Consider the following 13,372-nt stretch of genomic DNA (forward strand, 5'->3'; position numbering starts at 1 on the left):
GAAGTCAAAAACTTCCCAAGCTCCCGGAACTGCCCAAGCTCCCGAAACTGCCCAAGATGCCGGAATTGTCCCCGTTGTCGGAACTGCCCAGGCTGCCCGATTCGCCGTGTTGTTGCCCGACAGTGAAATGTTCGACGTCGGCCGTCGGAGGATCTGCAAACCCGTCTGTGCCCCAATGTTCGTCGCCAAACATTTGGTCGCACACCCAATTGACGGTGTAGCTACCATCTTCGACTGTCTGCGCATTGAAGACCCTGCCCTCGGTACCGACGAGTCCAAAGTCTGTGTACTCGTTCTGGGGTGACGTGTCGCTGACTGCGGTCCAGGCACATGTCAACTGGTTTTGGGTGTGGTTGACGATGCTGACGGTGAGACTATTGCCCTCAACCGAAGTCGAGAGTGCGACATCCCCGGGTGCTGCGTTCGCCGGCGCGGCAAACACTGCAGCGACGAGAGGGGCGGCGAGAACTGCCGTCACACCGGTGCGAACCGACTTCTTCATGAATCTTCCTTCAATTCGTGTGATCGCACGCGGCAGCCTACGGGAGAAGAGTTACCCGAAAGCACATTCGTGCCTTCGGAATAGCCCCGCCTATGAAGCCTGTTGATCAGAAACCGAAGTCCAAGCTGCCCATGCCGCCGGGGCCGCCGGGGTTTCCAGGGTTACCGGGAAGCTCACCGACAGTGAACGTTTCTGGCGATGCCGTCGGTGGATTGGACAGCCCGTCCGTTCCCCACTGGTTGCCAGATGTGTCCGTGCAAAACCAGGTGACCTGGTAATCGCCGTCGGCGACGCCGCCCAAGGTGTACTCGGACTGGCTTTCGGCCCTGACGACTCCCGAAAATGTGCGCTGGGTCGTGGCGCTGTCTACGAACCAATCACACTCCACCTGATTCGGGCTGTCATTGAAGAAAGTAAAGGTGAAGTTGTTGCCCTGGAGTCCTGTCGAGAGCCTGACGTCCCCGGGTGCTGCGTTCGCCGGCGCCGCGAACACCGCTGCGACGAGGGGAGCGGCGAGTACTGCGGTTGCTGCGGTACGGACAGAGTTCTTCATAAGTCTTCTTTCACTCGGATGACCGCCCGCCTCCACGAGCGGGTGGTTACACATTCATACATGGCGACTATTGCCAGCCGCCACGTTCGTTTGATTCCACAGTCTCGGACTGTTGGTGCTGTCGTGCGTGCCAAATCTAGCAGTTTGTGACAAGACCGCACTTCTAGAGCGTATGCATGGCCGCAGATGTGAACCACGAATCCGCAGTAGGGGTGCCCCAACTTGTGATTCGCCATCACTTGGTGCGCCCGGACTCGAGTGGGCAGGGTTACGGCAGCAATCACGGCACTCGAAAACGTCCCCATCTCAGCGGATTGGGTTTACCGATGCGGCTAGATCAAGGCACTGGCACACCATGGGCTGGGCGAGGACGGCCACTCATGTCCGGTCTTGGTTCAACCGAATCGGAGTCGGTCTGGATCATCTAACGGAGCCGAGGCTACCAAGGCTTCCAAACAAGCGACCCAAGCTGCCTGAACGGAGGTTGGGGCCCCCGTCGTCTCCGTCTCCGATGGTGAAACTGTACGGCTCGGCCGTCTGGGGATCGGACAGCCCGTCCGTTCCCCACTGGTTGTCAACTATGTCTTCGCGCAGCCAGGTGACCTGGTATCTGGCGTCGTCAACGTTTCTCTTGGCATGATTGGCTTCGTCACCAGCCCTGACGACCCCGCCGCTCGTGAGTCGATCCGAGTCGGCGCTCTTTGCATACCAATCACCTTCCAGCTGTTTCGAGGTGTCGTTGACGATGGTGATGGTGAAGTCGTTGTCGTCCACCGCAGCTGCAAGACTGACGTCGTGCTGTGCTGCGCTGGCCAGCGATGCAAACACGGCCGCGAGTAGGGGAGTGGAAAGAGTTGCGGTCAGCGCGGTGAGAACTGGCTTGTTCAAAGGACTTCTCTCTCGTTCAGATGACCGCCCACCTCCGCACGCGGGTGGAGGCACAGCCATGGCGTTCATTGCCAACCCCAGCGTCCACTCGGATTCCCCGACTTGGACTGTCCGGGGCTGATTTTCGGGCCAAATGTAGCACTATTTGACAGTGTAGTATCTCTCGAGAGCAGGCGACGCCACTGATGTGAACCACTCTTCCGGAGTGGGGTCACCTCAAAAAGCCGGAGCCCATGCAGAACATGCAAACTGTGACGCGCATCACATTCTGGATTGGTGAGAAATGATGGGAATACGTCTTCGTAGTTGGCATCGCCGATGCTCGAGACTTCGAGTTCAAACCCGTGCCAATGGATTCTGAGCGGAGGATTCGGCATACCCATGCGAGAGGGTCAACCGGAATACGACCCGGGCCGAATATGGGCGGGCCCGTCAATTGGTCGGGCCTGGTTTATTCTGGATGAGTTACCGAAGTCCCACTCGTCTGGGCTGCCCGAAATCCCTGAATTGCCCGAACTGCCCAAACTGCCTGAACTGCCTGGACTTCCCCGCGTCGGGTCGACAGCGAGATCGATCGCCTCAACAGCGGCGCGAACGGACTTCCTTATCGATTCCGCTTCACTCGAGTGACCGTACGCGGGTGCTACTCCAGGGGTCGATGGGTTCGAACATCGAGCCCGATTGAATCCCCCATGCGCTAGCCAGATGCCGCAGTACTCGCGACACCAATACTGCTCGGAAGGTGTTGCTGCCCTTCAGCGATCATGTCCGAGTGGCAAATGTCAAGACTTGGGTCGAGGACGGACTCGGCGACAAATGTCGTTATCGCCCTGCTAGATCCGGCCATCGCGAATGGCGCTGGGGTTTCGGCTTGGTGCGAGTTCTCGAGTATGGCGTAGATGATGTCACCTGACGTCGGCCAAGGCAGACACGAGCGACGTTGTGCTTCTTACCTTTCAACTGTGGGTGTGCTCGGTGGTCATTCTTCGGGTCGCCCCTCAGCGACGTGTGGTCGAGGGGAGTTCCGAGATGAGCCTGCGGACAACGCCTCTGAGTGAGTGAACCACGAATTCAGGTCTGCGTGAACGAGGGAGGGCCCCGCCCGCCGGCGGGACCCTGGCTCGTCTCTGGATCAGCGATCGAAGTTCGTGCTACTTGTGCTCTTCTAATCGCCGGAGTTGTCGTCTGAGTCGCCGCCCAGGCTACCGAAGTCCAGACTGCCGAACAGATTACCCAGGCTTCCTAGGCTGCCGGTTCCGGTGCCGCCACCGTCTCCGACGGTGAACTCAACTGGCTCGGCTGTTGCGGGATCGGACCATCCGTCGGTTCCCCACCGCAGTTCACCCTGGTGGCATTCCCAAGTTACGACGTAGCTACCATCGGCGACGCCCTGCTCTACGAACTCTTCGCTCTTGTTCTTCTTGACCTTCTTGTTCGGCTCCCCGGTGAACGAGTTGTCCGGTTCTGCCTCGTTCGTCGCGGTCCAGTCACACCTTACGTCCCTGTTGTGGTTGTTTTCGATGGTGACGGTGACGTCGCTGCCCTCGGCTACAGCTGAGAGCGTGACGTTATCGTCGTGCTCACCTGCGCTGGCCGGAGCAGCGAATACTGCAGCGAACAGCGGGGCAGCAAGCACTGCCGTCACACCGGTGCGAGCGGACCTCTTCATGAATCCTCTTTCGTTCAGATGACCGCACGCGGTCACGTGCGGATTGTTGCCACAGCCAGGCGCGAGCGGGACCGAATAGTTCGATTAGATTCCCCGCCAAGGACTTCCCAGTCCTGCTGTGTGCGGAGAAGCTAGCACCACCGAGCAGCAGCGCGCCTGTCGAAACTGTTGCAAGGCGGCAGATGTGAACGACGAGTCCGCTACCGCAGCTCCCGAACGCGCTGTTGCCCGGAAGAGCGGAGCACCTCTGTGAGCCTCATCACAATGGTGGTTTGTGGGAGGTTGGGCGAGAACGCTTTCCGCGTGACCCAATGGGGTGGCGAGAGTTGCACGTTCGGGCCGTGCGGGGAATTTCTGTCACGGTTGACGGCAACTCGTGTAGTCGGTCCCGACCGAACCGAGTCCTCCTCGTGGTGAACGGTTTGTCATGTCTCGACGACGCCGGCGTCGACGCCCTGACGTTCCGGCGCGAACGGAGGTTTCCCAGAATGAGGCGAGGGCCCCGCCAACAGGCGGGGCCCTCGCCTACTACTCACCTAGCGAAGCTAGACCTGGCTGTGCTCTACTTCTAGTCGCCTTCACCGTCACCGGGTTCGCCATCCAGGCTGCCAGGGTCCAGATTGTCGAGCAGGTCCCCGAGAAGGTCGTCCAGGCTGCCTGTGCCCGGATCGTCGCCGCCACCGTCGCCGGGTTCGCCATCCAGGCTGCCGAGGTCCAGGCCGTCAAGCAGGTCGTCGATCAGGTCTTCGACAAGGTCTTCCACGCTGCCCGTGCCCGCACCGTCGCCGGGTTCGCCACCCAGGCTGCCGAGGATAGTCTCCACCGAACCTGTGGGATCGGTGTCTTCGCCGTGGTCTTCGGCGCTGGCCGGCGCTGCGAACGCGACGGCGATGAGAGGTGCGGCGAGTAGTGCTGTTGCTGTAGTGCGAACTGACTTCTTCATCGGTCCTCTTTCACTCGACTCCTCGCACGCGAATGCGTGCGGGTATCACAACACCTGGCGGTATTGGGCGTAGTGCGTGATCGAATCCCTCCGGCAGGTATCACTGGCTCCTGTAATGCCGGAGAGAAATTAACATGGATTCGCGTTCGAAGGGCGAAAACGACAAACCGTTCGACCCAGGGATACAACGTTGGCCGATGCGCGTTGGCTCCGGAAGGTGCGGCAGCGTTTGCAGGACGGAATACGGTGATGCCCTTGACCTTGCGGTTGGTACGGTCGGCGGGGTACGAGTGCACGGTCAAAGGCGATCTGGGGTGTCAGGCTCAACCGAATCTCTCGCCTATCTCATTGGTACCGGTCATGCCGCGCGAACCCGAACCGGGACGACGACCTCCAGATGGAGTTCATGATCGGCTTCTTGACTGGTACTCAGACCAGGTCGGATGCGGTTGCGCGAGAAAAGGTCACGCCTTCGTCGACCACCCTCTTACGGGCCTCGAGACTGTCGCCAGCTTCGCGTAGAAGCTCGCAGAACGAGGCGAAGGCCCCGCCATTGGCGGGGCCTTCGTCGTATTGGGTCAGCTATCGGAGCCTGAGATAGGTGCCCTACTCCTCGCCGCTGCCGCTGCCGGTGCTGCCGACGAAGTCGACGCTGCCGTTCATGCTGCCCAGGTCCACGGTGTCCAGCGCGTCGATGATGTCACCGAGGCTGCCGAAGTTCACCGAGCCGCTGAGGTCGAGGCTGCCATCGGGGTTGGGCTCGGGGTCCGGGTTGGGCTCGGGGTCCGGGTCCGGGTCCGGTGCGGGCTCACCAACGGTCAACGATTCGGTGCCCGACCAGGACTTGTCACCGGCGCCGGTGCAACTCCAGTCCACGTCGTAGGTGCCGTCAACGACATCCGCGTGAGTGAACTCACCCTCCTTGCCCTTGTTGATCTTCTTGTTCTCGGCACCGAAGGCTTCGGCGGTGTCGGCGTCAGACGCGTTCCAGGCGCAGGTGATGCGCTTGTTGAAGTCGTTGACGATCTTCACGGTGGCCACATCCTCTTCGGCGGTGATGCCGAAGGTGACCAGACCCTCGTGCTCGTCGGCATTGGCCGGCGCAGCGAACACAGCGGCGGCGAGCGGGGCGGCGAGCATTGCTGTTGCTGCAGTACGAACTGACTTCTTCATCGATCCTCTTTCATTCGATTCACCGCACACGAACGCGTGCGGGCATCACAACACCTGGCGGTACCGGTCGTATTGCTTGATCGAATCCCCCCGGCAGGTATTACTGGTCCCTCCTGAACCAGAAGAAAGTTAATCACAGTTACGACTTCGAGAGTGTGAATAACACACCGATTGGTCTCATGCCTGTGGCCGTCTTGTGTATGAGCGCAGTGCCGAAAAGTGTTTTGTGCTGGAAGAATACAAGCGACTGTGACGCTCATCACTATTGATTAACGGGGTCAAAAAAAGAACTGGTTTCTGGGCGTGTCCGGCTTCGTCAGTAGCGGCCGTGGTCGGTTCTGTTCGTGTTGAAGGTTTCGAACGGAACGCTTCGGCGAACTCGCGCGGCAGGTTCAACCGAATCGAGGTCGTCAGGGGGCGATGGGCGATGGGCGAAGACGAACGATCCACGACCGGGATGACGGCCTCGCGATAGCACTCGTGCTTGGAGTCGGTTCCTGAGGGACGCAAGACAACGCGAGCGGTTTCCCTGCGAGGACCGCGGCGACGGCGTGTGACTGGCCTTGTCAGTCCGACAGGTCAGTGGCCACCACAGGTTCCTCGGCCAACACTGCCGGCAGATACGAGTGCAGTCGCTGCATCGTCGCGGTGATGCCGGTAAGGTAGTCGACCCGGCGTGGCATCTGATCGTCAAGGTGGGGACTGGATGACGGGCATTGGCAGGCTGCGGCCCTCCTGACGACGATGTGCGATGGTGCACAGCGGGCGATGTCGGGCATCGTCAATCGTGTTCACCTCGAGGGTGCTTCGATCAGAGGGATTCGGCGAACCACTCGCGCAGCAGGTTCAATCGTGCTGCCGCCGTCTCGCGGGCGATGGGCAAGGCCAAACGATCCGAGACCGGGACGACGACCTCGAGGTAGCACTTGATCTTGGGCTCGGTTCCCGAGGGGCGTACGACCGTCCGAGTAGTTGCTCCGGTGAGAACGATGGCGTCGGTGCGTGACTGGTCGCGTCGTTCTGCCAGATCGGTTGCCGACACTGGTTCTCCGGCCAATTCCGTCGGCAGACCTGCCCGTAGCCGCTGCATCATCGTGGTGATGTCCGCAATGTCGGCTACACGCCGCGAGACCTGATCGCCGACGTGCAAACCGAATTCGACTGCGTAGTCATCAAGCCTGTCGAGAAGGGTTGTCCCCTCGGTTTTCAAGCTTGCCGCGAGGTCGGCTGCCATCACGGCAGCGGAGATTCCATCCTTGTCCCGCACCGATTCCGGGTCGACGCAGTGACCGATTGCCTCCTCGTACGCGTAGACAAGTCCTTCGCCGGCGCGGACGAGCCACTTGAATCCGGTGAGCGTGCAGGCGAAGCGGGTGCCGCGGGCGGCGGCCAACTTCTCGAGCAGGGTGGAGGATACGACGGTCGTCGCCACCAGAGAGTCCGGGGGTGCAGACGCCAGGACATGGTCACCGAGCAGAACCCCGGTCTCGTCGCCGCGGAGCATACGCCAGCCACCCGGTCCGCGGACGCCGACCGCGCAACGATCGGCGTCGGGATCTAAAGCCAGCGCGAGGTCGGCGTCGACCTCCTCCGCGAGCGCGAGAAGGGCGTCGCAGGCCCCAGGCTCCTCGGGATTCGGGAACATGACGGTCGAGAAGTCCGGGTCCGGATCGAATTGTGCTGCCACGGTATGGATGTCGGTGAATCCTGCGGACTCGAGCGCGGCCAGCGCGGTGTCGCCGCCGACGCCGTGCAGCGCTGTGAGAGCGATACGCAACGTCCGCGAGTGCCCCCTGGGCAGGGAGGCGACACGCTCGACATAGAGTTCGACAAGCTCGGATGACGCCGGGGTCACCGGCACTCGAGGCACCAGGTCTGCGGGTCCGACCCGGTCGATGGACTCTTCGATCTCCCGGTCGGACGGCGAAATCAACTGGGCGCCACCGCCGAGGTAGACCTTGTACCCGTTGTCGGCGGCAGGGTTGTGCGACGCCGTGATCTGGACCCCCGCAACGGCTCCGAGCCTGCGCACTGCGAACGCGACGATCGGGGTAGGAAGAGGACGGGGGAGAAGTATCACGGAGAACCCGGCTCCCGCGAGAACTTCCGCCGCGCTGCGCGCGAACTCCTCTGAGCCATGCCGGGCATCGCGACCAACCACGACGGTGGATCCGCCCGGGCAGCGATCCTGCAGCCACGCGCTGAGCCCGGCTGTCGTCCGAATCACCACGGCGAGGTTCATGCCGTTCGGTCCCGCCCGCACCGGCCCACGGAGGCCCGAAGTGCCGAAAGTCAGTGGTGCGGCGAACCGGTCGGCGAGTTCGTCGGCGGACAGGGCTGCCAGTTCGGCCCGTGACGCGGGGTCGGGGTCGGCGGCGATCCACTCCTCGACCGGGTCGTTCACAATCGTTCCACGAGTTCTCGCAGGAGCCCGCCCATCCGGTTCGCCGAGGCTCTGCCTGTGGCGAGAACATCCTGGTGGTCCAGGTGCTCGCCAGTGATTCCGGCAGCGAGGTTGGTCACCATCGAGATCCCCAGGACGCGGGCGCCAAGCGCTCGGGCGGCAATCGTCTCGTGGACGGTGGACATACCGACGAGATCTGCGCCCAATGCGCGCAGCATTCGAATCTCTGCGGGGGTCTCGTATTGGGGACCTGGCAGACCGGCATAGACGCCATCAGCCAGTGAGTCGTCGATATCCCGGGCGAGCGCCCTCAACTCGGGGTCGTAGGCGTCGACGAGGTCTACGAACTCCGCCCCGGTGAGTGGTGAACGGGCCGTGAGGTTGAGGTGATCACTGATGAGGACCGGCTGTCCGACGACGAAGTCCTCGCGGATTCCGCCTGCCGCGTTCGTCAGGATGACGGTGCGCGCGCCCGCGGCGATGGCGGTGCGAATCGGGTGGACGACGGTCGAAAGTGGATGGCCCTCGTACGCGTGGGTGCGCCCTAGTAGGACGAGAACCCGCCGTCCATTCACGTCCACCGATCGAATCGTTCCGGCGTGTCCCGTCGCAGACGGAGGCGTGAATCCGGGCAGATCGCCCATCGACACGGTGGAAAGTGGTTCCCCGAACCGGTCCGCAGCGGCATTCCAACCCGATCCGAGGACGACGGCAATGGAGTGTTCGGCGCATTTGGTGTGCGCGGCGAGGACGGCAGCCGCGGCGTCTGGCGTTCCCATGAAACGATAGTCTGCCATTCATGCCATATCTCGATCGCGAAGGCGATGTATTCATCCTCTACCTCGGCAACGAGGGCGAGACGGACAACGAGAACCGCTTTCATCCGGACTGGATCGACGCCGCCAATGCCCTGCTGGACGAGGTTGAAGCGAGCGAGGGACCTGCCGCGCTTGTCACAACTGCTACGGGCAAGTTCTTCACCAACGGCCTGGACACCAATTGGATCTTCTCCAACGTGGACAAGCTTCCGGGATACCTCGACCGGGTAATGGAGGTCTACAGCCGCCTCCTGACCTTCCCGATGGCCACTGTCGCCGCGGTGCAGGGGCACAGTTTCGGCGCGGGCGCGATTCTGGCGACGGCACACGACTTCCGGGTGATGCGAGCCGACCGTGGGTTCTACTGCCTGCCTGAAGTAACTCTCAACATGCCATTTCCGATCGGAATGTCGACACTCTTGAACAGCAGGCTGCCCAAGCAGACCGCACTCGAGGCGATGACCACCGGCCGGCGGTACAGCGGTTCCGACGCGCTCGCAGCCGGGATCGTCGACGAGATTGCGGACGGTGACGGGGTTCTTGCGGCGGCTGTGGCCCGGGCGTCCGCACTTACCGCGACACGCGGTGACAACCTCGCCGGGATCAAGCGCGGAATCCATCATGAAGCCCTCGCTGCGCTGGCCACTGCGACTGACGAGAGCAACTTCAGCTTCGGGTGAGAGAATGAGCGAGTGAATGCGGATAGCGAAGCGGCGGTCAGGTCCATGGCGTACCTGACCGCGCTCTCGCATCCGATCCCCAGCCGGCCGGAACTTGCGTTCGAGAAGTTCCGCAGTGCCGCAAAGAGTTGTCGCCCGCATATTGCGCTGGCTCGCAGAACTGCTCGAGCTGTAACGGGCGGGGCGCAGCGGGTGCGGCCGCTGGAAGGAGTTGATCGCCGGTGAACGCGGCTGTCGACAAATGGATTCTCGCTCACGCCGACGACCTCTCACAGTGGCGTCGGCACATCCATGCCAATCCAGAGTTGGCGCGCTACGAGTACGCAACAACGGAGTTCGTGGCGACACGTCTGGCCGCAGCCGGCCTCTCACCCGACTTGCTTCCCGGCGGCACAGGGCTCACGTGTGACCTCGGCCCTTCGGACGGTCCCCGCGTCGCATTGCGCGCCGATATGGACGCGCTCCCGCTCCAGGAACTCACCGGCGCCACGTACTCGTCGACGGTGCCCGGCGTGTCCCACGCCTGCGGTCACGATGCCCATACCGCCATCTTGCTGGGAACCGGTCTGGCTCTCAGTGAGATTCCCGATCTGCCGGTGGGCGTGCGGCTGATCTTCCAACCCGCCGAGGAGGTCATGCCCGGTGGTGCCCTGGAGGTTGTCGCGGCCGGTCGCCTCGAGGGAGTGTCCCGGATCTTCGCTCTCCACTGCGATCCGCGTCTCGAGGCAGGAAGGGTCGGCATCCGAGTCGGCGCGATCACGTCTGCGGCCGACACGATCGAGGTCGTATTGGACTCACCGGGCGGCCACACGTCGCGTCCGCACCTGACCACCGATCTGGTGTACGCGTTGGGAACCGTCGTGACGGGATTGCCCGGCATGCTCAGTAGACGGATCGACCCGCGCACCGGCACGGTGATGGTGTGGGGCGCCGTCAACGCCGGTCGGGCCCCTAACGCCATCCCACAGACAGGTATGTTGACCGGCACGGTGCGGACGGGTGACCACGAGACGTGGGAGATGCTCGAGCCGCTGGTCCGAGAGATCGTTCACGGACTGCTGGCGCCTACCGGGGTCAGTTATCAGCTCAACTACAGTCGCGGCGTCCCACCTGTTGTCAACGACGAAGTGTCGACCCGCATGTTCGAGGATGCAATCCGCGCGGTCGGTTCAGATGCCTTGGCAGACACGCCACAGTCGGGTGGCGGCGAGGACTTCTCTTGGTTCCTCGAAGAGGTCCCCGGTGCCATGGCTCGTCTCGGTGTCTGGTCGGGTGAAGGCGAACAGCTCGACATTCACCAGCCCACGTTCGATGTGGACGAGCGGGCGCTGAGTGTGGGCGTACGGGTTCTGTCGAACCTGGTGTTGGACTGAGTGCCGTTCTGGCCTAGTCCTTGCCGGGTCCGACGTTGCGGCTGTTGCGGGTGCGCAGGTCACGTACATAATCGGCAGGCGCCCCGGCGATCTCTGCGGCGTCCGCCATCACCCCGAGGTAACGTGCCGACGGCAGGCCACCCTCGTAGGCGTCGAGAACGTACAGCCAGGCCAGCACCGATTCGCCCGCAGCATCCACTCTTACGCGAATCTTCCTGTGGATGCCGAGTTCCGAGCCTTCCCATTGGTCCAGCCTCGCCTCGTCCACATCGGATACGTCGTAGAGAACGACGAACACCTTGGAATCGGAGTCTTCGGCGACGGTGGCGAGCGCGCCCTCCCAGCCTATGTCCTCGCCACTGAACGTCAGGCGCCAGCCATGTAACCATCCCGTTCCCGCCATCGGCGAGTGCGGGCAGCGTTGCAACATCTGCTCCGGATCCATGTTCGACCCGTAGGCGGCATAAATTGGCACGACGACAAGCCTAAACGGTGGCTAGTAATCTGTTGCATGCGGTGCACGACAAAAAGCGCCGCAACTGCCTGTACAGCCGACCGGAGACCCTGGTCAGCGTCGAATTGGAGGACAGATGACCCGAATTGTGATCATTGGTGGCGGACCTGCCGGATATGAGGCAGCGCTGGTGGCCGCACAGCACGGTGCATCCGTCTCTTTGATCGATTCGGACGGAGTGGGCGGCGCCTGCGTTCTATTCGACTGCGTGCCCTCCAAGACGTTCATTGCATCCACCGGTGTGCGCACCGACATGCGCCGCGCGACCGACCTGGGCATCGCGCTCGATCCGGAGCAGGCCACGGTCGCGTTGCCGAAGATCAACGCACGTGTGAAGACCCTCGCTCAGGCGCAATCGGCCGACATCCGTACGCGCCTCCAGACGGTGGGCGTGGAACTGCTCTCCGGCACTGCCGAGATCACCGACCCGCTGCCCGGAATGGCGTCTCACCAAGTATGTGCCACCTTGGGCAACGGCGAGAAGAAGACACTCGACGCCGACGTCGTTCTCATCGCGACCGGCGCTAGTCCACGCATCATCGCGGGTGCGGAGCCGGACGGTGAGCGCATCCTCACCTGGCGCGACCTCTACGACCTCGAGGAGCTCCCTTCCCACCTCGTCGTCATCGGCTCCGGTGTGACGGGTGCCGAGTTCGTGTCTGCCTACACCGAGATGGGCGTGAAGGTGACGCTCGTGTCCAGCCGGGACCGCGTATTGCCGCATGAGGACGCGGACGCCGCCCTCGTGCTGGAGGACGTCCTGGCCGAACGGGGCGTCACCTTGGTCAAACATGCCCGAGCCGAATTCGTGAAGCGCACCGAAGACGGCGTCGACGTCGTGCTCACTGACGGCCGGACCGTTGAGGGCAGCCACGCCCTGATGACGGTGGGCTCGATCCCGAATACTCGGGGCCTCGGGCTCGAGAAGGTCGGCATCGAATTGGACAAGAGTGGGTATCTGCGCGTGGATCGCGTGTCGCGAACGGCGGTGTCCGGGATCTATGCGGCGGGCGATTGCACGGGTCTCCTTCCATTGGCCTCCGTCGCTGCGATGCAGGGCCGGATCGCCATGTACCACGCTCTTGGTGAGGGCGTCAGCCCGATCAAGCTCAAGACGGTGTCATCGGCGGTGTTCACGAGGCCCGAGATCGCCACAGTGGGCGTCAGCCAGGCCTCGATCGATGAGGGAGAGGTGCTGGCCCGTACCGTGATGCTCCCGCTGAACACCAACCCGCGCGCGAAGATGTCCGGGTTGCGCCGAGGTTTTGTCAAGATCTTCTGCCGTCCCGCCACCGGCGTGGTGATCGGCGGTGTGGTGGTAGCGCCAAACGGGTCGGAGTTGATTCTCCCCATTGCGATCGCAGTTCAGAACAACCTCACTGTGAACGACCTGGCCGCAACCTTCTCGGTGTACCCGTCATTGACGGGGTCGATCACCGAGGCTGCCCGGCAGTTGATGCGGCACGACGACCTGAGTTGATCGCGATTCCTGAATTGCGGGAAATGCGCAGTTCGCTCGACTCCGAGCGGTTATGAGGGGATCCCAAGAGGCTGTGGCATGGACGTATTGGCGATGCCACAGCCTCTGTCATGCATGCGCGAAGAGATGAAGTGGCAGTCGACGAAGAAACCAGCGCAGTCGGTTTCGTCGGCTATCGAGAACGCTGACTGCGATACCCAGGTGGCCATACTCCCGCATCTACGTCTCGGCGGTTGGGCACGATTGGCTCCGAGGAAGTCCGTTCAGGGCAATTGAGAAAGATGTCCATCCGCCATCGAATGCGAGGCGAGAGGCAGAGGGCTCGAGATCCTTTGTCGAGAAAAGGAATCCGCAGGTCTCGGACGGCAAAGTCCG

13 protein-coding genes are annotated in these 13,372 nt (G+C 62.5%); 3 read left to right on the forward strand and 10 right to left on the reverse strand.

The genetic code is table 11. The features are described from left to right. Positions 1–4: 4 nt before the first annotated feature. The 9 genes from AB0I57_RS04920 to AB0I57_RS04960 form a co-directional block, all read right to left on the reverse strand. Positions 5–502, reverse strand: coding sequence for a hypothetical protein (locus tag AB0I57_RS04920; RefSeq protein WP_358330603.1), 498 nt, complete (start codon positions 500–502; stop codon positions 5–7). Positions 503–608: 106 nt separating this feature from the next. After that, complete coding sequence (locus AB0I57_RS04925) at positions 609–1,055, reverse strand: hypothetical protein (protein ID WP_358330606.1); 447 nt, start codon at positions 1,053–1,055, stop codon at positions 609–611. A gap of 420 nt (positions 1,056–1,475) precedes the next feature. Beyond that, on the reverse strand, positions 1,476–1,943 hold the full coding sequence (locus AB0I57_RS04930; protein WP_358330609.1) for a hypothetical protein: 468 nt from the start codon (positions 1,941–1,943) through the stop codon (positions 1,476–1,478). A 1,165-nt stretch (positions 1,944–3,108) separates the two neighbouring features. Further along, complete coding sequence (locus tag AB0I57_RS04935; protein ID WP_358330611.1) at positions 3,109–3,612, reverse strand: hypothetical protein; 504 nt, start codon at positions 3,610–3,612, stop codon at positions 3,109–3,111. Positions 3,613–4,180: 568 nt separating this feature from the next. Then, positions 4,181–4,555: a hypothetical protein gene (locus tag AB0I57_RS04940; protein WP_358330614.1), complete on the reverse strand. Its 375-nt coding sequence runs from the start codon at positions 4,553–4,555 to the stop codon at positions 4,181–4,183. 606 nt (positions 4,556–5,161) lie between these two features. Beyond that, entirely contained in the window at positions 5,162–5,728 is a 567-nt protein-coding gene (locus AB0I57_RS04945; protein ID WP_358330617.1) for a hypothetical protein, read from the reverse strand. A gap of 566 nt (positions 5,729–6,294) precedes the next feature. Beyond that, entirely contained in the window at positions 6,295–6,513 is a 219-nt protein-coding gene (locus AB0I57_RS04950; protein WP_358330620.1) for a hypothetical protein, read from the reverse strand. Between the two features lie 26 nt (positions 6,514–6,539). Next, positions 6,540–8,132, reverse strand: a complete 1,593-nt coding sequence (locus AB0I57_RS04955; protein ID WP_358330623.1) for a phospho-sugar mutase — start codon at positions 8,130–8,132, stop codon at positions 6,540–6,542. Beyond that, positions 8,129–8,911, reverse strand: coding sequence for a purine-nucleoside phosphorylase (locus tag AB0I57_RS04960; RefSeq protein ID WP_358330626.1), 783 nt, complete (start codon positions 8,909–8,911; stop codon positions 8,129–8,131). Before AB0I57_RS04960 ends, AB0I57_RS04955 begins: the two co-directional genes overlap by 4 nt. 20 nt (positions 8,912–8,931) lie before the next feature. On the opposite strand from AB0I57_RS04960, the gene AB0I57_RS04965 reads away from it, so the two are divergent. Continuing rightward, positions 8,932–9,630 carry an enoyl-CoA hydratase/isomerase family protein gene (locus AB0I57_RS04965; protein WP_358330629.1) on the forward strand — a complete coding sequence of 233 codons (699 nt, stop codon included), beginning with the start codon at positions 8,932–8,934 and terminating at the stop codon, positions 9,628–9,630. A gap of 221 nt (positions 9,631–9,851) precedes the next feature. Continuing rightward, entirely contained in the window at positions 9,852–11,003 is a 1,152-nt protein-coding gene (locus AB0I57_RS04970) for a M20 family metallopeptidase (protein ID WP_358330631.1), read from the forward strand. A gap of 13 nt (positions 11,004–11,016) precedes the next feature. On the opposite strand, the gene AB0I57_RS04975 is transcribed toward AB0I57_RS04970, so the two are convergent. Continuing rightward, positions 11,017–11,478, reverse strand: coding sequence for a gamma-glutamylcyclotransferase (locus tag AB0I57_RS04975; RefSeq protein ID WP_358330634.1), 462 nt, complete (start codon positions 11,476–11,478; stop codon positions 11,017–11,019). 115 nt (positions 11,479–11,593) lie between these two features. On the opposite strand from AB0I57_RS04975, the gene AB0I57_RS04980 reads away from it, so the two are divergent. Continuing rightward, positions 11,594–12,997 (forward strand): NAD(P)H-quinone dehydrogenase, encoded by a 1,404-nt coding sequence (locus AB0I57_RS04980; RefSeq protein ID WP_358330636.1) that lies wholly within the window; start codon positions 11,594–11,596, stop codon positions 12,995–12,997. The last annotated feature ends 375 nt before the right edge of the window (positions 12,998–13,372 follow it).

Origin of the sequence: Rhodococcus sp. NPDC049939, from assembly GCF_040656415.1 — a bacterium.
Classification (GTDB): Bacteria; Actinomycetota; Actinomycetes; order Mycobacteriales; family Mycobacteriaceae; genus Rhodococcus_F.

Bases quoted from the DNA above. Each gene is read 5' to 3' on its own strand.
- AB0I57_RS04920 (WP_358330603.1), bottom strand. From the start codon at position 502: ATGAAGAAGTCGGTTCGCACCGGTGTGACGGCAGTTCTCGCCGCCCCT.
- AB0I57_RS04925 (WP_358330606.1), bottom strand. From the start codon at position 1,055: ATGAAGAACTCTGTCCGTACCGCAGCAACCGCAGTACTCGCCGCTCCC.
- AB0I57_RS04935 (WP_358330611.1), bottom strand. From the start codon at position 3,612: ATGAAGAGGTCCGCTCGCACCGGTGTGACGGCAGTGCTTGCTGCCCCG.
- AB0I57_RS04940 (WP_358330614.1), bottom strand. From the start codon at position 4,555: ATGAAGAAGTCAGTTCGCACTACAGCAACAGCACTACTCGCCGCACCT.
- AB0I57_RS04945 (WP_358330617.1), bottom strand. From the start codon at position 5,728: ATGAAGAAGTCAGTTCGTACTGCAGCAACAGCAATGCTCGCCGCCCCG.
- AB0I57_RS04960 (WP_358330626.1), bottom strand. From the start codon at position 8,911: ATGGGAACGCCAGACGCCGCGGCTGCCGTCCTCGCCGCGCACACCAAA.
- AB0I57_RS04965 (WP_358330629.1), top strand. From the start codon at position 8,932: ATGCCATATCTCGATCGCGAAGGCGATGTATTCATCCTCTACCTCGGC.
- AB0I57_RS04980 (WP_358330636.1), top strand. From the start codon at position 11,594: ATGACCCGAATTGTGATCATTGGTGGCGGACCTGCCGGATATGAGGCA.